This is a genomic window from Burkholderia sp. A9 (genome assembly GCF_000801975.1).
In genome coordinates, this window is the sequence record NZ_JSZN01000015.1 from 154,124 (window position 1) to 174,593 (window position 20,470).

Sequence of the window (20,470 nt, forward strand, 5' to 3'; positions counted from 1 at the left end):
GTCAATGACCTTCAGGATGCGTTGCGGGCGCCGCTTGCGCCACGGGAGAGGAAGCCGGCTGCGGCGCAGCGGCGGGCGTGGAGGCGGCGGGAGCGGCCGCACGCGGCGTCGGCTGCGTCGGCTGCGTCGGCTGCGTCGGCTGCGTCGGCTGCGTCGGCTGCGAGCTCGGCAGCCGGCCGCCGACCGCCATCTGCAAGTCGGTTTCCGCGAGCCAGTAATCCTTCAGCGCATCGATGTAGCCGTTGACCGCGCCGACCTGTTCGCGCGCATCGGCCAGCAGCTCGAACACGCTCGCGAGCATCCCGTTGTAGCGCAACAGCAGCTCGTCCGAGATCGTCTTGCGCAGCGGCACGACTTCGTCGCGATAGTGCTTCGCGACGTCGTAGCTCGTCGTGTATGCCGCGTACGATTCGCGCACTTCCGAGCGCGCGTCGATGGCCGTCTGCGCGAGCCGGTTCGCCGACTGCATGTAGACGGCCTCGGCCCGCGCGACCTTCGCGCCGCCCCAGTCGAACAGCGGAATCTCGACGCTGATCTCGTAGCCGTGCTCGTGACCCTTGTCGGTCTCGTAGTTGTTCACGTAGCCGAGATCGACCGCGTTGACGAAGCGCGTGGCCTTGCTGAGCCCGAGCGACGCTGCGACGCCCTGCGTCTGCAGCTTCGCGGCCTGGATGTCGAGGCGGTTGCTCATCCCATAGCGTTCGAGATCGGGCAGATCGGGGCGTGCCTTCGGCAGGTCGGGCAAGCGCTCGGGCAGCGCGTACTGCGCGCGTGCGCCCCACAGTCCCATCGCCCGCGTGAGCTTCTCGCGCGCCGCCACGGCCTGCTGCTGCGCCTTCGCCTGCTGCGCGACCGCGTCCGCATGAAACGCCTGTTCGCGGGCGTAATCGAGCCGGCTGAAGTTGCCGGCCTGCCGCATGCGCTGCGCGAGTTCGGCCGCCGCGCTCGCGGCGTCACGCACCTGTTGCGCATAATTCGCGGCCTGCTCGGCGGCGACGGCTTCGACATACGCACGGCGCGTGTCGGCCGCGACCTTCAGCATCGCGTCGGCCGTCTCGAGCCTGGTCTGCTCGAAGCGACGCCGTTCGATGTTCGTCGCGAGCGGCAGCGTCAGCAGCGCGAACACGTTGGCCGAAAACGTGCGGCCGAGGCTCAGTTCGCCGTCGCCGGCCCGCGTGCGGCTGAACGAGAAGCGCGGATTCGGCAGCCGGCCGGCCTGCACGAGGTCGGCCTCCGACAGCCCGAGTTCTGCGTACGACGCCTGCAGCCCGCGGTTGTTCAGCAGCGCGAGCTGCACCGCGTCGTCCATCGACAGCGGCTTCGCGAGCAATTCCTTCGTCCGCTTGTCGACGGCTTCGCGATCGGCACCGGTCCTGACGATGACGGCGTCTTTCCCGATCCGTTCCGATGCGACGGACGACACGGCATCGAAACCGCCGTCCTTCGAGAACGTCGTGCAGCCGGCGAGGAATGCCAGCACGAGTACGGTCGCGCCGAAGCGCGGTGATATCGCCAGGCTCGTCATTGCGCAGCCCCTCCGTGCATCGAATGGGCTGCGCCGCCCGCCGGGTTCACCGGCTTCGGGTGCCCGGTCGTGTGCCCCTTCGCGGGTCGCTCCATCACGTCCCGGTTCAGTTGTTTCCAGCCCGGTCCTGCGTCGTCGCGATACGGCGCGTAGCCGTCGAACGCGGACGTCACGGTGACGTCCGGCACCGGCGCGGCCGCGTCGGCCGGATCGGGAAAGTCGGTTTGCGCGGGCGCGAGCGACGGCATGAGGGCCGCCGCGCCAAGCAGCGCCGCAGTAATCAATCGCATGGATGTTTCTCGTCGTGAGTCGTGCGGCGGACATCGAGCGTCGCCAGCACGGTTTGCGGAGCGCGGCCGGTCGGCCGCGGGCAGGGACTAGACGGGAATCCGGCGCGGCGGCCGGTCGATGCCGCCGGTCAGGAACGACACGACGACGGACGACGGCGCGAAAGAGACGATCGCGATGCCGATGTCCGAAGCAACGGACACCGCGGGCACCTCCGCCATGCCCGTGCCGAAACAGCAGGAGCCGCAGGCGGAACAAGACGTCGCATGCCGTGCGTGGTTGTCGTGCTCATGCTGTTCGCCGTGCGCGCGCTGCTTCGCATGCGATGCAGCCGAGTCATCGGCGCTCGCCCCATCCGCCGCATGCGGCACGGCAGCAACCGCGCCCGCACACTGCATCGACACGGTCGCGAACGACTGGATCGGCAGGCACAGCGCCAGCAGCACGACGAGGATGAATTTGCGCCAGTACGACATGGATGCGGAATCAGGCAGGCAACGAGCGGATGAACGGGAGCATCACCGCGACGGCGCGCTCCGGACACAAGACGGCTGCAGCTTATCGCCGCCGCCGTGACGACGAGATGGCCGAAACATGACCGGATTTTCATCAAACGCGGGCGCTGCATCGCAAGCCGGCTTCATGACAATTCCGTCATCCGCGGGTCATCTTTCGCGCACGCGCGACGCCGTAAGCTCACGCGTTACACTGACCGGCTGGAATCACGAACGGCCTGCTCCACCATGCGGATACTGATAGTCGAAGACGAACCCAAGATGGCGTCGTACCTCCGCAAGGGGCTGACGGAGGCGAGCTACACGGTCGACGTGGCCGAGAACGGCCGGGACGGGCTGTTCCTCGCACTGCACGAGGATTTCGATCTCGTCGTGCTCGACGTGATGCTGCCGGAACTGGACGGCTTCGAGGTGCTGCGGCGGCTGCGCGCGCAGAAGCAGACGCCGGTGCTGCTGCTCACGGCCCGCGAGGCGATCGAAGACAAGGTCACGGGGCTCGAACTGGGCGCCGACGACTACCTGCTCAAGCCGTTCGCGTATGCGGAATTCCTCGCCCGCATCCGCTCGCTGTTGCGGCGCGCGCCGCGCAATGCGCGCGAGATCCTGCAGGTCGCCGATCTCGAAGTCGACCTGATCAAGCGTCGCGTGCGGCGTGCCGACAACCGCATCGACCTGACCGCGCAGGAGTTCGCGCTGCTGCAACTGCTCGCGGAACGCGAGGGCGAGGTGCTGACGCGCACCTTCATCACGTCGCAGATCTGGGACATGAATTTCGACAGCGACACGAACGTCGTCGATGCGGCGATCAAGCGCCTGCGCGCGAAGATCGACAACGCCTATGAGAAGAAGCTGATCCACACGATTCGCGGGATGGGCTACGTGCTCGAGGATCGCTCGTGAGCGGCGGCCCCGCGCCGTATTCGCTGCTCCGGCGCCTGACGCTCGCGTTCGCCGTCGTCGCCGCGCTGGTGTTCGCGCTGACCGGCGCGTACCTGTATCGCTCGCTGTCCGCCGAGCTGACCCGGCGCGACGACATCGAGATCGCCGGCAAGCTCAACCAGTTCCTGCAGCTCGCGCAGGCGAGCGGCTCGACGGCTGCATTGCGCGCCGATCCGGCCGTGTTCCATAAAGTGCTGCTGTCGCATCCCGGCGTCTATCTCGGCATCTACGACGGCGCGAACCGCCCGCTCGTCGAACACACCGACGAAGCCGGCAACACGCTCGCGTCGGTGATCGCGCGGCCGCAGCCGGCCGGCGCATCGGGTGCGGCCGCCAGCCCGTTCACCTGCGCGCCGCCGGGTATCGGCACGTCGCGCTGCGTCCGTGCGCGCGCCACGCTGCCGTCGGGGGAACGCATCCAGGTCGCACTGGCCCGCACGGCGACCGATCGCGAGTCGCTGCTGGAGAGCTATCGCGTCGACATCTGGCTCGCGGCCGCGCTCGGCGCACTGTTGGTCGGCGCGCTCGGCTACGCGGTCGCGTCGCGCGGCCTGCGTCCGGTCGAAAGCCTCGGCCGGCAGACGTCGCGCATCGAGGCGCACAACCTGAACGCGCGGCTCGACGCGCGCGGCGGTCCGGTCGAGCTGCGCGAGCTCGTCACGTCGGTCAACCGGATGCTCGACCGGCTCGAGCGCGCGTTCGTGCGGCTGTCGCAGTTCTCGTCCGATCTGGCGCACGACATGCGCACGCCGCTCGCGAACGTGATCAGCTCGTCGCAGGTCACGCTGTCGCGCGCCCGCACCACCGAAGAATACGAAGCGCTGATCGATTCGAACATCGAGGAATGCGAACGGCTGCAGCGGATGATCGAGAACATGCTGTTTCTCGCGCGCACGGACAATGCGCGGCAGCACCTGAAGACGGCCGAACTCGACGCCGGCAACGAATTGCGCCGGCTCGCGTCGTATTTCCAGGCGCTGGCCGACGAGGCCGGCGTGCGCCTCGACGTGCACGGCGAAGCCCCGGTCGTCGCGGACGCGACGCTGTTCCGGCGCGCCGTCAGCAACCTCGCGTCGAACGCGCTCGAACACGCCGAAGCCGGATCGACGATCGAGCTGGCCGTATCGATCCAGGCAGGCTACGCGGTCGTCGAGGTCACGAATCGCGGCGTTGCGATTCCGCCCGAACAGATCGACCGGATCTTCGAGCGCTTCTACCGGATCGATTCGTCGCGGCACGGCGCGGCGCGCAACGCGGGGCTCGGGCTCGCGATCGTCAAGTCGATCGTCGAACTGCACCGCGGCAAGGTCGAGGTCGTGAGCCGCGACGAACGCACGACGTTCGCGCTGTACTTCCCCGTCCGCGCTTCGTGACACGCGCATGACACGCTCGTGCACACCGATTGCTTCCCGGTGCTGCACGTGCATCCGTGGTACGGCGGCTTACTTTCCCGAATGAACGGGTATCACCGCACAAGCTTGCCGAAAGCTGCCGGCTCGGCTAGACTGCCCTTCGTCTTTGGGGAGTAGCCTGCTTTCCATCCCCGGAAAGCGAACGCGTCAACACACTCGGCCTGCGGCCGTGGCGCGTTCGGCCGAATCGGTCTGGCGAGACCATCGACGCATCGCGTCGTTCCTGGTCGGACGTCGGCAGATGCGTCATGGTTCGTCAACGTCCGACCACGGAGTCCCCATGTTCCTCCCAGCTTCCCCCTCGCGTTTCGCCACTGTCCGCATGCCTGCCTGCGGAGGTGCCGCATGACGTTGATGCTCGTCGAACTGGCGTTCATGCTGATCGTCATCCTGGTCGCCGCCGAACTCTTCACCAACGCGCTCGAACATCTCGGCGAACGTCTGAAGATTTCCGAAGGCGTCACGGGCTCGCTGTTCGCGGCCGTCGGCACCGCACTGCCCGAGACGATGGTGCCGCTGCTCGCACTCGCGGGCGGCACGTCGAATGCGGCCGTGAACGAGGAAATCGGCGTCGGCGCGATTCTCGGCGCGCCGCTGATGCTCGCGACGCTGACCACCTTCCTGATGACGCTCGCCGTGATCCGCTCGCGCGGACTGGGCGGCACGATCACGCCCGAGCGGACCGGCTTCGTGCGCGACCTGAACTACTTCCTCGCCGCATTCGCGCTCGCCACCATCGCGATGTTCGTTCCGCATCATGTGTGGGCGGTCCGTGCGCTGCTTGCCGCGATGCTGGTCGGCATCTACGTGATGTATGTCGTGATGACGTTCCGCGCGTCGACGCAGCTCGTCGATGCCGGGCACGGCACCGAGGCGCCGCATGCGATGTTCCTGTCGCGCGTCGGGCTGCCGACCAACCTGGCGACCATCGCGCTGCAGCTCGCGCTCGGCGTCGCGCTGCTCGTCGGCGGGGCGAAGGGCTTCATTCATGGCGTCGAAGGCGTGTCGCACCTGCTCGGCATCTCCGCGCTGCTGCTGTCGCTGATCATCGTGCCGATCGCGACCGAATTGCCGGAGAAGGTCAACAGCGTGCTGTGGATCCGCCGCCAGAAGGACACGCTCGCGTTCGGTAACATCACCGGCGCGATGGTGTTCCAGGGCACGCTGCTGCCGGCGATCGGCATCATGCTGACGCCGTGGGAGCCGCGCCCCGAGGTGCTGACCGGCGTGATCATCACGCTCGCGGCGGCGGCCTGGCTGCGCGTCAATGCCCGCGCGCACGGGCTCGCGATCTGGGCGTTGCTGGCAAACGGAGCCTGTTACGTCGGCTATCTGTTCGTGACGCTGACACGCTGAGTGTGCCAATCGGGCGCGTCGTCTGACAGACGCACGCGCCCGGACGCGGCTGCGGCTGCGGCAGCCGCGGCGCGCTTCGCTGCGCTCGACGCGGGCGGCCACGCCGCCCGCATCCCCGCACTTACGACGCCTTCACGAGCTTGACGATCGTCAGCGTGCCGTTGACGTTCTCGACCCGGACCTTCACCTTGTCGCCTGCGTGAACCTCGGCGAGCATGGCCGCGTCCTTCGCCTTGAACGCCATCGTCATCGGCGGCATCCCGACGTTCCCGAGCGCGCCGTGCTTGATCGTGATCTTGCCGCTCGCGGCATCGACCTTCTTCACTTCGGCATCGGTCAGCGCCGTGTTCGACTCGGCCGCGCCGCCTGACGACATCTTCATGCCGGACATGTCCATGCCCGACATCTCGCCCGCGGCAAGCGCGGGCACGGCAAACGCGCCGGTCGCGAAAACGGCGGCGGCGGTGGCAATCAGTTGATTCATCTTCATTGGGATTCTCCAGTTGGGGTGGACGGCACGTTGATGCCGTGAGGAACTGCATCGGAATGCCGCTGACCGCTCGCGCTGCGCGCACGACGGCGCTGAAGCAGAAGCCATGCGGCGGGAATGACGAACATCGACAGCAGCGGCGCGGTGACCATGCCGCCGACCATCGGCGCGGCGATGCGCTGCATCACTTCGGAGCCGGCGCCGTGTCCGACCATGATCGGCACGAGGCCGGCCAGCACGACGGCGACCGTCATCGCCTTTGGCCGCACGCGCAGCACCGCGCCTTCGCGGATCGCGTCGAGCAGCACCGCATCGGTCAGCGGTTCGCCGGCGTCGAGGCGGCGCTGCAGCGCGCCCTTCAGGTACAGGAGCATCACGACGCCGAACTCGGCCGCCACGCCCGCCAGCGCGATGAAGCCCACCGACGTCGCGACCGACACCGCGTGGCCGAGCGCCCAGACGAGCCAGAAGCCGCCGACCAGCGCGAACGGCACCGTCGACATCAGCAGCAGCGCATCGGCCGCCGAGCCGAACGTGAGGAACAGCAGCACGAAGATCACGACGAGCGTCACCGGCACGACGGTGCGCAACTGCGCCGCCGCGCGTTCGAGATACTCGAACTGCCCCGACCACGCGATCGAATAGCCGGGCGGCAACGCGACCTGCTGCGCGACGGCCTGCTGCATTGCACGGACCGCCGTGCGCAGATCGGTGCCGCGCAGGTCGACGTACACATAGCCGGACAGCCGTGCGTTCTCGCTACGGATCATCGGCGGCCCGTCGGCGATCGCGATGCGCGCGACGTCACCGAGGCGGATCTGCGCGCCGCGCGCGGTAACGACCGGCAGTTGCCGCAGGTTCTCGAGCGAATCGCGGATCTCGCGCGGATAGCGGATGTTGATCGGGAACCGCTCGCGCCCCGCGATCACCTCGCCGACGTCCTCGCCGCCGACCGCCGACGATACGACCGACTGGATATCGGCCACCGACAGGCCGTAGCGCGCGGCCGCGAGCCGGTCGATGTCGACGTCGATATAGCGTCCGCCGTTCAGCCGTTCCGCGAGCGCGGACGTCACGCCCGGCACATGCTTCACGGCTGCCTCGACCTGCGTTGCGATCGCATCGATGCCTGCCAGGTCCGGCCCGGAAATCTTCACGCCGACCGGCGTCTTGATGCCGGTGGACAGCATGTCGAGCCGGTTGCGGATCGGCGGCACCCACACGTTCGACAGGCCCGGCACCCGCACCGTGCGATCGAGTTCGTCGACGAGCTTCTCCGGCGTCATCCCCGGCCGCCATGCGCTGCGCGGCTTGAAGCGGATCGTCGTTTCGAACATCTCGAGCGGCGCGGGATCGGTCGCCGTATCCGCGCGCCCCGACTTGCCGAACACCGTGTCGACCTCGGGCACGGACTTGATCAGCCGGTCGGTCTGCTGCAGCAGCTCGCTCGCCTTGTCGGCCGAAATACCCGGCAGCGCAGTCGGCATGTACAACAGATCGCCTTCGTCGAGTGGCGGCATGAATTCGCCGCCGAGGCGCGACACCGGCACGGCGGTCAGCACGAGCGCGGCGACGGCAACGCCGATCGCGACCCACGGGCGCCGCAGCGTCGCTTCGAGCAGCGGTCGGTACACGCGGATCAGCACGCGGTTGATCGGGTTCGCGTGCTCGTGCGGAATGCGCCCTCGCACGAGATAGCCCATCAGCACCGGCACCAGCGTCACCGACAACCCGGCTGCCGCGGCGATCGTGTAGGTCTTCGTGAACGCCAGTGGCGCGAACAGCTTGCCCTCCTGCCCTTCCAGCGAAAACACCGGGATGAACGACAGCGTGATGATCAGCAGCGAGAAGAACAGCGCGGGCCCGACTTCCGCCGCCGACGCCGCGACGAGCTCCCAGCGGCGCGCGGCCGTGAGCGGCTCGCCGGGATGCGCGTGGTCGTACGCTTCCAGATGCTTGTGTGCGTTCTCGATCATCACGATCGCCGCGTCGATCATCGCGCCGATCGCGATCGCGATGCCGCCCAGCGACATCAGGTTCGCGTTCACGCCCTGGTAGCGCATCACGATGAACGCGGCCAGCACGCCGAGCGGCAGCGACAGGATCGCGACGAACGCGCTGCGGAGATGGAACAGGAACACCGCGCAGACGATCCCGACGATGACGAATTCCTCGATCAGCTTGTCCCGGAGGTTGTCCACCGCGCGCTCGATCAATTGCGAGCGGTCGTAGGTCGTGACGATGTCGACGCCGGGTGGCAGCGAACGCTTCAGGTCGGCGAGCTTCGCCTTCACCGCGTCGATCGTCGTCAGCGCGTTCTTGCCCGATCGCATCACGACGACACCACCCGTCACTTCACCCTGCCCGTTCAGCTCCGCGATCCCGCGCCGCATCGCCGGGCCGACCTGGATGCGCGCGACGTCGCCGAGCAGCACCGGCGTGCCTGCGTCATCGGTGCGCAGCACGACATGCCGGAAGTCGTCGAGCGTGCGCAGGTAGCCGGACGAACGCACCATGTACTCCGACTCGGCCAGCTCGACGACCGAGCCGCCGGATGCCTGGTTGGCCTTGCCGAGCGCGTCCGCGACCGCCGCCTGCGTGATGCCGTACGCGCGCAGCTTGTCCGGATCGAGCACGACCTGGTACTGGCGCACCATCCCGCCGATGCTCGCGACTTCCGACACGTCCGGCACGGCCTTCAGCTCGAACTTCAGGAACCAGTCGTTGAGCGCGCGCAGTTGCCCGAGGTCGTGGCGGCCGGTGCGATCGACGAGCGCATACTCGTACACCCAGCCGACGCCGGTCGCATCGGGCCCGAGCGACACGGCCGCGCCGGCCGGCAGCCTGCTCTGCACCTGACTCAGGTATTCGAGCACCCGCGAACGCGCCCAGTACGGATCGGTGTGGTCGTCGAACAGCACGTAGACGAACGCGTCGCCGAACGACGAGTACGCGCGGACGGTTTTCGCGCCCGGCACGCCGAGCAGCGTGGTCGTCAGCGGATAGGTCACCTGATCCTCGACGACCTGCGGCGCCTTGCCCGGATACGACGCCTTCACGATCACCTGCGTGTCCGACAGATCGGGCAACGCGTCGAGCGGCGTCTGTCGCAGCGAATGGACGCCCCACGCCGCGATCAGCACGGTGGCGAGCAGCACCAGGAAGCGGTTGCGGACGGACCAGCGAATCACGTGCGCGATCATCGTGCGCCTCCCTGCGGCTCGACCTTCGTCAGCCGGTAGCCGTCGTCGCCCTGCACGAATGCGAAACGCACGGTCTGGCCGGCCTTCACGTCCGGGAACGCATGCGCCGACGGCTTGCCGAACGCCATCGTCATCGCGCCCCAGCCGAGCGCCGGCACCGGTTGATGCGAGAACGTGATGTCGTCGTCGGTCACCTTCTCGACCTTGCCGGTGGTTTCATACACCGGCGCGGCCGCGGCCGCGGCCGCGGCGGCTGGCGCTTGCGCCGCGCTTGCGCCGGCCGCGCGTTCCAGCCGCGGCAGCACGCTTTTCAGGCTCGCTTCCGAATCGATCAGGAACTGCCCCGATGCGACGACCGTATCGCCTTCGTTCAACCCGTCGAGCACTTCCGTATCGCTGCCGACGTCGTTGCCCACCGTCACCGACACCGGCTGGAGCCGGCCGTCGCCGGTCTTCACGACGACGATCGAGCGCTTGCCGGTCGCGATCACCGCTTCGGCCGGCACCAGCAGGCGCGACACGGTTTTCTGCGCGGCGACGTGCACGCGCATCAGCATGCCGGGCGTGAGCTTGAGCGCCGCATTGTCGATCTCCACGCGTGCCTGCAACGTGCGGCTGCCCGTGCTGATGCCGGGCAGTACTTCGCGGATGCGCCCGGTGAAGTGCCGCGCCGGATCGCCCGCGAACGTCGCATCGACCGACATCCCCGGCTGCACGTTCAGCGCGAGCGCTTCCGGCACCTCGACGATGAGCCAGAGCGTCGCCAGCCCGGCGATCTTCGCCAGCGTCTGGCCGGGTGCGACCATCGCGCCGTCGCGCACGTTCAGCTCGCTGACCACGCCGCTTTCCGGCGCGCTCAGCACGACGTGCGCCTGGGCGCGGCCGGTGCGATCGAGGGTTGCGATCATCCCGTCGGGAATCGACAGCGCGCGCATCCGCGCGCGCGACGCATCGAGCAGGCTGCCATCCATCCCGCCGCGCTTGAGCGCGAGATATTCCTCCTGCGGCGCGAGCCACTCCGGCACGAACAGCGATGCGATCGGAGCGCCCTTCTCGATGCGCTGCAGCGGCGCGCGTGCGTAAAGCCGGTCGATGTAGCCGGTGGCGCGCGACTGCACGACGTCCGCGCGCGATTCGTCGAACTGCGTGGTGCCCACCGCGTCGAAGCCAGCCGCCGTCTGCTGCCGGCGCACGGTCGCATAGCGTATGCCGAGGTTTTGCTGCAGGCCCGGATCGATCCGGATGCCGGGTGCGTCGCCGCCTTCGTCCGCAAAGACGGGCTGCAGCTGCATGTCCATGAACGGCGATTTCCCCGGTTGGTCGAAGTGCTGGTTCGGTACCATCGGGTCGTGCCAGTACAGCACCTTGCGTGCCGCTTGTTGATCCTGCGTGCCCGCCACCGCGCCGCCCGCCGCATGGCGGACGCCCGCGAAATAGCCGGCGCCGACGAGCGCCGCGCCGGCGAACGTTATCAGCGCCGCACGCGCCAGTGATTGCCTGGTCATGGTGATCTCCTTCACTGCGCGGCGGCCATCGTCGACGGCACGACCTGATATTCGAGCTGCGCCCAGGTCTGCGACACATCGCGCCTAAGATCGAGCACCTGCAACTGCGCGTCGAGTTGCGCGCGCCGCGCGGCGAACGTGTCGGCGAGCGCCCCCGTGCCGGCCCGGTACGCGGCCGTCGCGAGTTGCACGCGCTGATCGGCGGCAGGCAGCAGCGCAGCGCTCAGGTTCGCGATGCGTTCGCGGCCGCTTGCCAGCGTGTCGGATTGCGTGCGGATATCGGCCTGTACCTGACGCAGCGTGTCCTCGTACATCAGGCGCGCCTTCGTCTCGAGCGCGGCCTTCTCGGCGACGTCGCGGTTCTGGCGGCTCTTGCGATTGAGCGGCAGCGGGATCGAGACGCCGACCGACACCATGTTCGAATACGCGCCGCCGCGCTGCTGGTACGCGATCTCCCACGTCCAGTTCGGGCTGCGCTCGCTGTTCGCGACCGCCGTGTCGGCCTCGGCCACGGCAATGTCGTCCGCCGCGGCGACGAGCGCGGGCTGCGACAGGCGCAGTTCGTCCGGCGGCAACGACGACACGAAGGATTCGGGCGCGGGCGGCGCCCCCGTCACGTCGGCCACCGGAACGGCCGTCCAGCGGGCGAGCGCGACGAGCGCGGTGCGATACGCCTGCTGCGCCTTGAGCACCTGATCCTGCGTTTGCGCGAGCATCGCGCGTGCTTGCACGACGTCGCCCGCGCTCGCCTTCGCGCCGCGATACGACGCCTGCGTCGCCTCGAGTTCGTGATGCATGTGGGCGAGCAGTGCCTGCTGGAGGGCAAGCGCCTGCTTCGCGTAGACGGCATCGAGCCACGCCGTCGCGGTCTGCTGGCGCACGGTGGCGAGCTGCGCGAGATAACCCGCGCGCTCGCGGCCAACCTGCTCGTTGGCGAGTGCCGTGCGTAGCCGCCGCTTGTCGCCGGACACCCACTCCTGCTCGATGCCGATCCGGCGCATCGTCATGAAGTCCTGGCCGACGGTGAAGCGCTGACCGCCGTTGACCGGCAGGTTGTCGATGCCGGCCTTGAGCATCGGGTCCGGCAACTGGCCGGCCCTCACGGCCGCTTCGGAACGCGCGAGCACGGACGCCTGCGCGGCCTGCATCGAAGCGGAATGATCGGTGGCGGACTGCAGCGCGGCGTCCAGCGTGAATGGCGACTGCTGCGCGTGAACGGCGCCCGCCACCAGCAGCGCGGCCCACAGCACGGGCGCGCGCCGACACGCACGCCGCGTGCGCGGCGTGCTGAAATCGAATGACATGGTGTAACCCCAAGTCGGAATCCAAAGGGATTCCACGTCCTGCGCACAGGACGAACCTCACCGCGTGGGCGGTGAACCGGTCAGATCGGGATCAGCTGATGCGTGGAGGGCGCCACAACCCGCTCGGGTCGCGGACCGGGACGGACTGCGTGTAGTGGAAGACGATCGTGCTGGCGTATGCAGCGGGACGGCTGACGTCGGCGCGGGCGGCCGGGTGATAGAGACTGCCGAACTGGCATTGGGCCGTCACCTTGCAGGCCATGCCCTTGGCTTTGGCCTTCGCGTGACCGGCCGATGACGGCTGCATCGAATCGCAGCCGCTCATGTCGGCGGACATGGCCATGTTCATGCCGGTGTCCGAATCCATCGGCATCGTGTGCTGCATCGGACATTCACCGGTCAGGCCACTGGCTGCCAGCCCACTGATGGGCAGCACCGCGCAGAGCAGCAGCAGGATGAAGGTCCGAAGCCATTTCATGGGCGCGATTATAGCGCGGCCGATTGCTGCGTGGCGGCACGTCGACACGACGGAATGACGCACCGCCGCCGCGTATCAGCACAGCAGGTTGTCCGCCGCCAGCACGGCCTGCACGGGCGGCCGCGCGCGCACGCGTTCGTACCACGCGCGCAGATGCGCATGCCGGCTCAGGTCGATATCCGCGTGATACACCGAGCGCATCCAGTCGGCCTTGCCCCAGCCGGTAAGCGCGAACAGGTACGCATCGGCGACCGTGAACGTATCGCCCGTCACGAACGTCCGGCCTTCGAGCTGGCGGTCGATCCAGGCGAAGCGGCTGTCGAGTTTCGCTCTCGCCGGATCGACGTATTTTCCGGCCTGTACCGCGTAAAGCAGCGGGATGAACCCCTTGTGGATCTCGGTGCCGAGGAAGTTGAGCCATTCCATCAGCCGGTAGCGCGCGAGCGTGCCGTAAGCGGGTGCGAGCGCTGCTTCCGGGCGCTGGTCCGCGAGATACTGCGCGATCACCGGCCCTTCGCGCAGCACCGTGCCGTCGTCGAGTTCGAGCAGCGGCACGTAGCCGAGTTCGGTCACATCGTAGTAATTGCGCCCGTCTTCAATGACGTGTTTGCGCGCGTCGACCTTGATGACTTCAGCGTCGATGTCGCCTTCGCGCAGCACGATGCAGATTGCCTGCGAACAGCTGCCGGGAGCGTGATAGAGCTTCATGCGTTTCCTTCGTGGGTTGTCCAGGTATCGATTCGCCGCGACGCGGGCGCTAATATCTCGCATCGGCGCAGGACTGAGAAGACGGCAGTCGTTTGTGCCGTAGTCACAAAAAATTTACCGACCAGGGTTCAGCACGATGAAAACGAGTGCGACAGGATGTTCCGTTGAAGAAGCGATGCGCCTGCTCGGCGGCCGCTGGCGGCTGCTGCTGGTGTCGTATCTGCTCGACGGGCCGCGACGCTTCAGCGACCTGCGCCGCGACATGCCGGGCATCTCGCAGCGCATGCTGACGCTCGACCTGCGCGCGCTGGAGGATGCGGGGCTCGTGCGACGGACCGTCTATCCGGAAGTGCCGGTGCGGGTCGAGTACGATCTGACCGCGGATGGCGACCGGCTGCGGCCCGTGGTCGACGTGATGCGCGAATTCGGGCTGTGGCTGAAGGCACGCGATGTCGATGCGACGTGCGATACCGGCGCGACGCCCGAGGCGGCGATCGAAACGCAACCGGCTTGCTCCGGTAACCCGAGATAACCCCAGATAACCCATACGCAGGAACCTACGTTCATGGAACTTCACGCCACCGTCGGCGCGGCCACGTCCGACCTCGACGACGACGAAAGCTTCGCCAACATCTACTGTCACGATGGGGAGCAGGACTATTGCTTCGCGCTGTCGCGCTTTCCGGACGACGCGCTGATCGAAGTGATGGTGCGCGACCAGATCAACTGGCGCGTCAAGGATCTGTCGGTGAGGCTGACGGACGACACGATCGACGTCGAGATCGAACCGGGCATCGCCGCGCGTCTCGACGGTCAGACTCGTTACGTGATCCATCTCGCGCCCGGCCAGTACGATCCGGTCACGCTGCGCGCCGCGCTGAAGGAGATCTTCGTCGGCAAGGACGGCTTTCAGGACGACAGCACGCGCGGCTGACCGATTGACCACGCACTCCCCCCGTTCACGCCGACAACCGCTCATGACGCGCACCTCGCCACTCCGACCGTTTCCGCGCGTTGCTGCACTGCTACTCTCCGCGTGCGCAACGCTGGCCCCCGCCGCGCATGCGGCCAAACCGCTGCTCACCTTCAAGGTCGACGACACCGTCACGGCCCGCGTCGAACGCGCGGACAGTGCGCACATCACGGTCCGCTTCCTGCCGAGCGGAAAAACGCAGACGCTCGACGTCACGGCCACCGACGAGGAAGGCCACTATCACCTCGCGACCGACGACTACAACTTCGACGGCCACCGCGATCTCGCGGCGCATGCGTTGCTCGGCATGGTCAACGAAAGCTACGGCATCTACCTGTACGACGCCGCGCGCCAGCAGTTCGAGCCTTTGCAAATGCCTGCGACGAACATGCCGCACGGCAGTTGCGACGACCTGATCAACGTCGAAGCGAAGCCAAAGGAGCGCACGCTGTACAGTTCGTGCCGCGGCGGGCCGATCTGGTACACCGATGCATATCGCTTCGATGCCGGCGGCAAGATGTACCTGTACCAGTCCAGCGAAGCGATACCGGACGACCTGCGCGACCTGCTCGACGCCGACAACGGCCCGTCGTCGATGCTGCTGACCTACGACGCGCACGGCAAGCGCGTCTCGCGCCGCCCCGACGCCTATGGCGGCGGCGCCGTCACGTTCAAGGTGCGCCCGGCACGCCTGCCGCTGCACGACGCGATGACCGATGCGCCCACGCGCCGCTATGTCGTCGCAGGCGACACGGTGGAGGTGATCGACGCGAGCGACGATTTTCAGTGGCTGAAGGTGCGGTATCGCAATCCGCACGCGGGTGCGGTGCAGGGTTGGGTCAGTGCGAAGGAGGCGATGAGCGGCTGACAGGGAACCCTTTCCTTGCTCTTCAGCTACGGCAACTCGAGGACTCCGATAGATCGGTCGCGACAGCAGAGACACGAACAGGTCGATCTGCTGAGGCGTTTTTCGCCGAGCAGCCTGTCGACGGCGCGGCCGAAATAGCGCCGGCACGACTGGCATTCGAACAACGGCAATCGGTCGATCGGGCGTATTCTGAATCCCGCGTCACGATATGGCTGCCGCCACAGGGTCGACAACGGGACCGCGGCTCGTGAATCTCGGACAACAACGCGGCGATCTGCGCGGTCAGAAAGGTCGTCAGTTCTCGATCCTCGCTGGCGTCGTCTCCGACGAAAGCGGACCGAGTCTGGGATCGCCCCACTTCATCAAAACTGTGCCGTGTATGGAGACAATGGGCTTACATTGTTAAATTAAATTTCATACGAATCACATAAGTGACGCCGATCAATATTGCAGCAGTTACGATTAGAGTCATGAATGCTCGAAATCGTGCTCGTCTTGTGGTTGGCCAAGCAACGCCGCAGTCCGCCCCACCAGAGAGCACGACCAGCACTAGCGCAAGAAGTATCCCAACCACTAGCGTAGCCTTTGCAATGCCCTCGCATAAAAGCTCCACCGATCTGCGCAACCAAGTCTGACGGAACGGACTTTTGATCGGATCTCGTAGATTTGGTCCACCATCAAACAAAGCCCCACCTCTCTTTCATGAATGTCGGATCACTGCTCGCGATCGTGCTTCGCAGTTCGTTCAACTCACCCGACGCGATCGGTGCAATCGCCGCACCGGTTGCGCCACCTACTGCATTGCCGCCCGCCAGTCCCGTCACCAGTGCCGCACCCGCACCTTGCATCAGCGCTCGGTTCGCTCCGCCTTCCTTCCACACGTCGACGCCAGCCTGGTCACCGTTCGTGGCGGCGTCCTTCATCACCGGGAGGCGGGCACCGTGTCGGGCATGTCGAGTGCGAAACGCTCGATCCGAAAGCAGAGCTTTCCACTGGGTAGCGTCGGGTAAGTGCCGGCGCGAAGAACCTCCGACCGTACGGAACGCTTGTACCGCGGACTCGCGCTGGTGCGCCTCTCGTTGCTGTTGAGCCTGGCGCTCCTGTTCCGCGTTTGCGCGCGCGGCGGCCGCCCGATCAGCCGGAGTGGGTACCTGCTGTGCATGAACCGCCGCCGCGACAAAGGTAGTGACTGGCAGTAGCACCAGTCGCCGAGTAATTTTCATTTTGATTTGTGTTCGTCTTCGCCGTCGTTCGTCTTATAGCTATCGCGCGCCTTCCTGTAGCTGTTGTCGAATGGCTTGATCTTCAACATCGCAGCACGGCTTGTGAACCCGCCGACCAGCGCCGTCCCGAAGCCGGCCAACAACACGATCCCTCCGAGAATCGACGGCGGAATGAACTTCACCGCGACATACATTGCCGCGATGCCAATCGCGATCAAACTGAATCTGATCCATCGAGGGAAATTGCCATCTTCGATCAGTTTAATTTTTTGCACCGCTTCCTCCCGTCTTCCCTGCGGCATCCTTCGCAACTTCCTGCCGATAGAATTGAGAACTCTTTGGACTCTATTTGATATATCACCGTTATTCACATTATTGGATACTCCGTTGATAACAGGGCCCAAGAGAGAGTATTTTTCTGATGCCGCATTCGATACCGTGTTTAGTACGCCACCGACTCCGTATTGACCGACGTTCGGGCTGACAATTTGTCCAACAGCATCGGCACCAACGCCGACAACGGTTGCACCGAACGCAATCTGTGCGAACAATGGCGCGAATGGAGTCGGTGCGGATGCGAGGGCGCCGCTCGTTGAGCCGACCCACCCTGGAGTCGTCGACGTAGCTGATGCCAGATCGCCTGTCGTCGATTTGACGTAATTTAAGTCGGATTGATTCGGCAACCGCGTGAAAGGGCCCGTCAACGTGAAGTCTTGACCGGTACTAGACAGGTGATCGTAGTTGAACTGGCTGGGCACCTGACTGTTTGTTGCAGAGTTCGCGTTTGCCACGATGTACGATTGCAATTCAGGATTTGCGGCCGCCGTTTTCTGCGTCAGAACCATCTGGCCATCCGCCGTCGGATTCGCTCCAACCCATTGTGCGCCCATGTCCGTCGGCGCCGTACCCACGAAGGTTATTGGCGCCCCCGATTCGTGACCTCCGTTCACAGACACGCCCATGATCCGCATCTGATCTTCAATCTGCGTTTCGGTATATTTTCCCTTGCTTTTCTCGGCCAGTTGCTTCGCGAGTGTCTTTTCCTCCGGATGCAACTGCCGGCTGAAGCGATTGGCATTCGAATAAAATAGTCAGCACTCTTATGGTTGACGAATTCTTGGCCACACGATCAATGTAAACGCAGCAGTCAAAATCCCTCCTCTGAAAATAACCCCCTTTACACTCACACTCTCAAAAATACCAGTCAGACCAAGCTTGGCATAACAGCCATCTACGAAAGCACAGCTCAGATAGGCACCAATAATGTAAATCACCCCCATTCCCGGGATGCAAATCAAAACAAATAAACTCAGTGCACGCACTAATCGAACGATCATTTTTTTGCACTACTCGTGGACTGCATGCTTTGGTACATGCCATTGATAAGCTCTTGCCCCGCACCACCAACTGCACCACCGACAGGACCAAGATTGTTTGGATTAAACAAATTTCATCCACTGCCACACCATGAGCCTGAAGAAGCCCAATTCGGCGTATTAATCGTTCATTTGAGAACAGAATTGACACCGGACTCGCCCAACTTCCCAAGCCCGTAACCCTGACTCGACAGTACACCACTACTCACTGGCGATCCGATAACACTATCGTTCTTCCCCTGCAAGATATCGTTCAGTGCAGTCGTCATCGCTCCACCAATCGTGTTCACGCCTACGTTCCACAACAGCCCTCCATACGAACCCGCTACGCCCGTGCCGAACGCTCCCGCCACGTCGACCGAATTGATCGTGCCGCCCTGCATATACTGTACTCCCGCACTGATCGCTCCCATTCCAACTGGCGACGCTAACGCCCCCGAACCCAACGCTCCGGCCGTACTAAATGTCGGCGTGCCCGGCCATGCCGCGGTCGGTCCTCCTACCACGATCACCGCCGCGCCAATCGTGCCCTTCGCATAAGCATCGCAATACGCTTGTTCTCGGCTCGTTGAACTCGCAATCGCCGAACCACTCGGCACGTTCGCGCCAACGCCGCCCGGATAGTCCTTCGTGTACATCTCCACATTCGCCTTCTGCTCCGGCGTCGCATAGAACATGTAACCCGGCTGGATGCGCTTCGACGCGGCATTTACGCTACTAGCGAAAACGCCAATACCGACGAACGACATCCATGTACTGGCTCCCAAAGCGCCGGTCGATCCCTAACGGCCTGATGCGCTTTTTTCGTATAACCAAAGTACCAGTGAGCATGGAGGAACCACTAGGGAAATTAGCCTCACCCATTTGTACAGTCGGTCAATTTGCGGCAGATGATAGCCATCTCCCCCCCTCAACGACATCAATGCAGGCCAGAACAAAAATTCAAAAAAACCCGCCATCACAAACAGCACGAGAAGAAAAAATGAAAAATAAGCGATAGCTATGACTTCGCGCTTCAATCTGCTCATTTCTTTATCGATTTGGACGGGGGAGTGACGATGCTTACAATAACTGCGCCCTTATCATCGGGACTTGTCCGGCTCGTCGGCCTTCACTTCGTAGCTCTTGCGTGCCTTTTTGTAACCGTTACCGAAGGGCTTGATCTTCAGCATATGCGCTCGACTGGAAATGCCTCCAATAGCCATCATCGCAAAGCCAAAGAGGAATGCCCCAGCTCTGATCCATCGGGGCATTTGGTCAAGTCCAAGCCCCCCAACAGCCAGGGCTAAACCAACCAAAAAAAGGACAACTCTAAACCACCCTGAGAAATTACCGTCTTCGATGAGTCTCATTTCTTTCCCTTGTCAGCATTCGGACCGAAAAACGAATTCAACTGTTGGCCTACCCAGTTGCCGATCGTTGTTGAGAATAGCTGCTTTTTTATGGCTTCGGATGTGCCATTGATGACCAGCGACGCGATAGGAATCTTATCTCCAACCACTTGACCACCCAGTGCCAAAGTACCTTCGTAAGTGTATTGACCCGCATTGGGACTTACCAGCTGAGACACGGCGTCGGCTCCGATACCTACGACCGTCGCTCCGTAGGCAATTGTTCCAAACGCTGGAGCAAAGGGTGATGGCACGGCAGCTCCAGTTGCCGCAGTCGACGAAATCCACCCTGCGGTATTCGACACCATCGAGGCCGTATCCGCTGTCGTGCCTTTCACATAGTTCGTATCCGACTGATCAAACTTCGTAAACGGTCCGATCACATTGAACCACCAATCACTGTTCGACGGTCGACCATAGGTAAACTGGCCCGGGAGTCGAGCAGACGTGGCCGTGTTGGCATTCGCAACGATGTACTGTCGCAATTCGGAGTTCGTCTGCGCCGTCACTTGAGTCAGGATTGGCTTGCCATCTGCCGCTGACCCCGCATAAATCCACTTCGCCCCCGAGTCCGTCGGCGGTTGCCCAACCAGCGTGTCCGGCGTGCCCGATTGATGTGGCCCGTCAACCAATACCCCCATGATTCGCATCTGATCCTCGATCTGCGCTTGGGTATATTTACCTTTGCTCTTCTCTGCCAGCTGCTTCGCGAGTGTCCTTTCTTCCGGATGCAGTTTCCGATTGAACCGAACACGGCACACGCCGGGTTCGTCGTTATCCAGCCCGTCTCCGGAACCAAACTATCGAGGTAATTGCAGCCGCCAGAAGCGTTCCTCTAGCGAGTATTCCTCTACCGTTCACGGTAGCCACGAGACCATGAAAATCCAGGCGATCAAGACACCCGGGTATAAAAGCG

At 64.6% G+C, this 20,470-nt stretch carries 21 protein-coding genes and 1 riboswitch; of the genes, 6 read left to right on the forward strand and 15 right to left on the reverse strand.

The window, feature by feature from the left end:
* Position 1: 1 nt before the first annotated feature.
* From PI86_RS07805 to PI86_RS07815, 3 genes are all read right to left on the reverse strand, one after another.
* A complete protein-coding gene (locus PI86_RS07805; protein ID WP_039320595.1) occupies positions 2-1,525 on the reverse strand; it encodes a TolC family protein in 1,524 nt (507 codons plus the stop codon).
* Positions 1,522-1,815, reverse strand: coding sequence for a hypothetical protein (locus tag PI86_RS07810; RefSeq protein ID WP_039320599.1), 294 nt, complete (start codon positions 1,813-1,815; stop codon positions 1,522-1,524). Before PI86_RS07810 ends, PI86_RS07805 begins: the two co-directional genes overlap by 4 nt.
* Before the next feature lie 87 nt (positions 1,816-1,902).
* On the reverse strand, positions 1,903-2,289 hold the full coding sequence (locus PI86_RS07815; RefSeq protein ID WP_039320601.1) for a hypothetical protein: 387 nt from the start codon (positions 2,287-2,289) through the stop codon (positions 1,903-1,905).
* A gap of 267 nt (positions 2,290-2,556) precedes the next feature.
* Between PI86_RS07815 and PI86_RS07820 the strand changes: the two genes are divergently transcribed.
* The 3 genes from PI86_RS07820 (at position 2,557) to PI86_RS07830 (ending at position 6,035) form a co-directional block, all read left to right on the forward strand.
* Positions 2,557-3,228 (forward strand): heavy metal response regulator transcription factor, encoded by a 672-nt coding sequence (locus PI86_RS07820; protein WP_039320603.1) that lies wholly within the window; start codon positions 2,557-2,559, stop codon positions 3,226-3,228.
* Positions 3,225-4,640, forward strand: a complete 1,416-nt coding sequence (locus PI86_RS07825; RefSeq protein ID WP_039320605.1) for a heavy metal sensor histidine kinase — start codon at positions 3,225-3,227, stop codon at positions 4,638-4,640. The genes PI86_RS07820 and PI86_RS07825 overlap by 4 nt, the downstream gene beginning before the upstream one ends.
* A 135-nt stretch (positions 4,641-4,775) precedes the next feature.
* A riboswitch (yybP-ykoY riboswitch) is annotated at positions 4,776-4,912 on the forward strand.
* 112 nt (positions 4,913-5,024) lie between these two features.
* Positions 5,025-6,035, forward strand: a complete 1,011-nt coding sequence (locus tag PI86_RS07830) for a sodium:calcium antiporter (protein ID WP_039320608.1) — start codon at positions 5,025-5,027, stop codon at positions 6,033-6,035.
* Positions 6,036-6,156: 121 nt separating this feature from the next.
* Here PI86_RS07830 and PI86_RS07835 read toward each other — a convergent pair whose 3' ends face one another.
* The 6 genes from PI86_RS07835 to PI86_RS07860 form a co-directional block, all read right to left on the reverse strand.
* A complete protein-coding gene (locus PI86_RS07835; RefSeq protein ID WP_039320610.1) occupies positions 6,157-6,525 on the reverse strand; it encodes a copper-binding protein in 369 nt (122 codons plus the stop codon).
* Complete coding sequence (locus tag PI86_RS07840) at positions 6,522-9,728, reverse strand: efflux RND transporter permease subunit (RefSeq protein ID WP_039320613.1); 3,207 nt, start codon at positions 9,726-9,728, stop codon at positions 6,522-6,524. Before PI86_RS07840 ends, PI86_RS07835 begins: the two co-directional genes overlap by 4 nt.
* A complete protein-coding gene (locus PI86_RS07845; RefSeq protein ID WP_039320616.1) occupies positions 9,725-11,233 on the reverse strand; it encodes an efflux RND transporter periplasmic adaptor subunit in 1,509 nt (502 codons plus the stop codon). The genes PI86_RS07840 and PI86_RS07845 overlap by 4 nt, the downstream gene beginning before the upstream one ends.
* An 11-nt stretch (positions 11,234-11,244) precedes the next feature.
* A complete protein-coding gene (locus PI86_RS07850; protein ID WP_039320619.1) occupies positions 11,245-12,537 on the reverse strand; it encodes a TolC family protein in 1,293 nt (430 codons plus the stop codon).
* A 91-nt stretch (positions 12,538-12,628) separates the two neighbouring features.
* Positions 12,629-13,015 carry a hypothetical protein gene (locus tag PI86_RS07855; RefSeq protein WP_039320621.1) on the reverse strand — a complete coding sequence of 129 codons (387 nt, stop codon included), beginning with the start codon at positions 13,013-13,015 and terminating at the stop codon, positions 12,629-12,631.
* A 75-nt stretch (positions 13,016-13,090) separates the two neighbouring features.
* Positions 13,091-13,723: a glutathione S-transferase C-terminal domain-containing protein gene (locus tag PI86_RS07860; protein WP_039320626.1), complete on the reverse strand. Its 633-nt coding sequence runs from the start codon at positions 13,721-13,723 to the stop codon at positions 13,091-13,093.
* 136 nt (positions 13,724-13,859) lie between these two features.
* On the opposite strand from PI86_RS07860, the gene PI86_RS07865 reads away from it, so the two are divergent.
* From PI86_RS07865 to PI86_RS07875, 3 genes are read left to right on the forward strand one after another with little or no spacing between them, the layout of a single operon-like run.
* On the forward strand, positions 13,860-14,255 hold the full coding sequence (locus PI86_RS07865; protein ID WP_039320628.1) for a winged helix-turn-helix transcriptional regulator: 396 nt from the start codon (positions 13,860-13,862) through the stop codon (positions 14,253-14,255).
* Between the two features lie 33 nt (positions 14,256-14,288).
* Positions 14,289-14,657, forward strand: a complete 369-nt coding sequence (locus tag PI86_RS07870) for a hypothetical protein (protein WP_039320633.1) — start codon at positions 14,289-14,291, stop codon at positions 14,655-14,657.
* 43 nt (positions 14,658-14,700) lie between these two features.
* Positions 14,701-15,564, forward strand: a complete 864-nt coding sequence (locus PI86_RS07875; RefSeq protein ID WP_039320640.1) for an XAC2610-related protein — start codon at positions 14,701-14,703, stop codon at positions 15,562-15,564.
* 677 nt (positions 15,565-16,241) lie between these two features.
* Here the strand turns inward: PI86_RS07875 and PI86_RS16975 are convergent.
* From PI86_RS16975 to PI86_RS16270, 6 genes are all read right to left on the reverse strand, one after another.
* Positions 16,242-16,490 (reverse strand): hypothetical protein, encoded by a 249-nt coding sequence (locus tag PI86_RS16975; RefSeq protein WP_235362708.1) that lies wholly within the window; start codon positions 16,488-16,490, stop codon positions 16,242-16,244.
* A gap of 293 nt (positions 16,491-16,783) precedes the next feature.
* Positions 16,784-17,842: a hypothetical protein gene (locus tag PI86_RS16265; protein ID WP_200885188.1), complete on the reverse strand. Its 1,059-nt coding sequence runs from the start codon at positions 17,840-17,842 to the stop codon at positions 16,784-16,786.
* Between the two features lie 449 nt (positions 17,843-18,291).
* Entirely contained in the window at positions 18,292-18,912 is a 621-nt protein-coding gene (locus PI86_RS07890) for a hypothetical protein (protein ID WP_039320648.1), read from the reverse strand.
* Between the two features lie 33 nt (positions 18,913-18,945).
* Entirely contained in the window at positions 18,946-19,191 is a 246-nt protein-coding gene (locus tag PI86_RS16980; RefSeq protein ID WP_152608065.1) for a hypothetical protein, read from the reverse strand.
* A 54-nt stretch (positions 19,192-19,245) separates the two neighbouring features.
* Positions 19,246-19,515: a hypothetical protein gene (locus PI86_RS07895; RefSeq protein ID WP_039320651.1), complete on the reverse strand. Its 270-nt coding sequence runs from the start codon at positions 19,513-19,515 to the stop codon at positions 19,246-19,248.
* The gene (locus tag PI86_RS16270; protein WP_200885187.1) at positions 19,512-20,315 is read right to left on the reverse strand and encodes a hypothetical protein; all 804 of its coding nucleotides are present in this window, start codon (positions 20,313-20,315) and stop codon (positions 19,512-19,514) included. The genes PI86_RS07895 and PI86_RS16270 overlap by 4 nt, the downstream gene beginning before the upstream one ends.
* Positions 20,316-20,470: the final 155 nt, after the last annotated feature.

Coding starts and splice junctions, on each gene's coding strand:
- PI86_RS07840 (WP_039320613.1), bottom strand. CDS start 9,728: ATGATCGCGCACGTGATTCGCTGGTCCGTCCGCAACCGCTTCCTGGTG.
- PI86_RS07835 (WP_039320610.1), bottom strand. CDS start 6,525: ATGAAGATGAATCAACTGATTGCCACCGCCGCCGCCGTTTTCGCGACC.
- PI86_RS07845 (WP_039320616.1), bottom strand. CDS start 11,233: ATGACCAGGCAATCACTGGCGCGTGCGGCGCTGATAACGTTCGCCGGC.
- PI86_RS07850 (WP_039320619.1), bottom strand. CDS start 12,537: ATGTCATTCGATTTCAGCACGCCGCGCACGCGGCGTGCGTGTCGGCGC.
- PI86_RS07870 (WP_039320633.1), top strand. CDS start 14,289: ATGGAACTTCACGCCACCGTCGGCGCGGCCACGTCCGACCTCGACGAC.
- PI86_RS07875 (WP_039320640.1), top strand. CDS start 14,701: ATGACGCGCACCTCGCCACTCCGACCGTTTCCGCGCGTTGCTGCACTG.
- PI86_RS07810 (WP_039320599.1), bottom strand. CDS start 1,815: ATGCGATTGATTACTGCGGCGCTGCTTGGCGCGGCGGCCCTCATGCCG.
- PI86_RS07805 (WP_039320595.1), bottom strand. CDS start 1,525: ATGACGAGCCTGGCGATATCACCGCGCTTCGGCGCGACCGTACTCGTG.
- PI86_RS07895 (WP_039320651.1), bottom strand. CDS start 19,515: ATGAGACTCATCGAAGACGGTAATTTCTCAGGGTGGTTTAGAGTTGTC.
- PI86_RS07820 (WP_039320603.1), top strand. CDS start 2,557: ATGCGGATACTGATAGTCGAAGACGAACCCAAGATGGCGTCGTACCTC.
- PI86_RS07890 (WP_039320648.1), bottom strand. CDS start 18,912: ATGTCGTTCGTCGGTATTGGCGTTTTCGCTAGTAGCGTAAATGCCGCG.
- PI86_RS16980 (WP_152608065.1), bottom strand. CDS start 19,191: ATGAGCAGATTGAAGCGCGAAGTCATAGCTATCGCTTATTTTTCATTT.
- PI86_RS07860 (WP_039320626.1), bottom strand. CDS start 13,723: ATGAAGCTCTATCACGCTCCCGGCAGCTGTTCGCAGGCAATCTGCATC.
- PI86_RS07815 (WP_039320601.1), bottom strand. CDS start 2,289: ATGTCGTACTGGCGCAAATTCATCCTCGTCGTGCTGCTGGCGCTGTGC.
- PI86_RS07855 (WP_039320621.1), bottom strand. CDS start 13,015: ATGAAATGGCTTCGGACCTTCATCCTGCTGCTGCTCTGCGCGGTGCTG.
- PI86_RS07865 (WP_039320628.1), top strand. CDS start 13,860: ATGAAAACGAGTGCGACAGGATGTTCCGTTGAAGAAGCGATGCGCCTG.
- PI86_RS07830 (WP_039320608.1), top strand. CDS start 5,025: ATGACGTTGATGCTCGTCGAACTGGCGTTCATGCTGATCGTCATCCTG.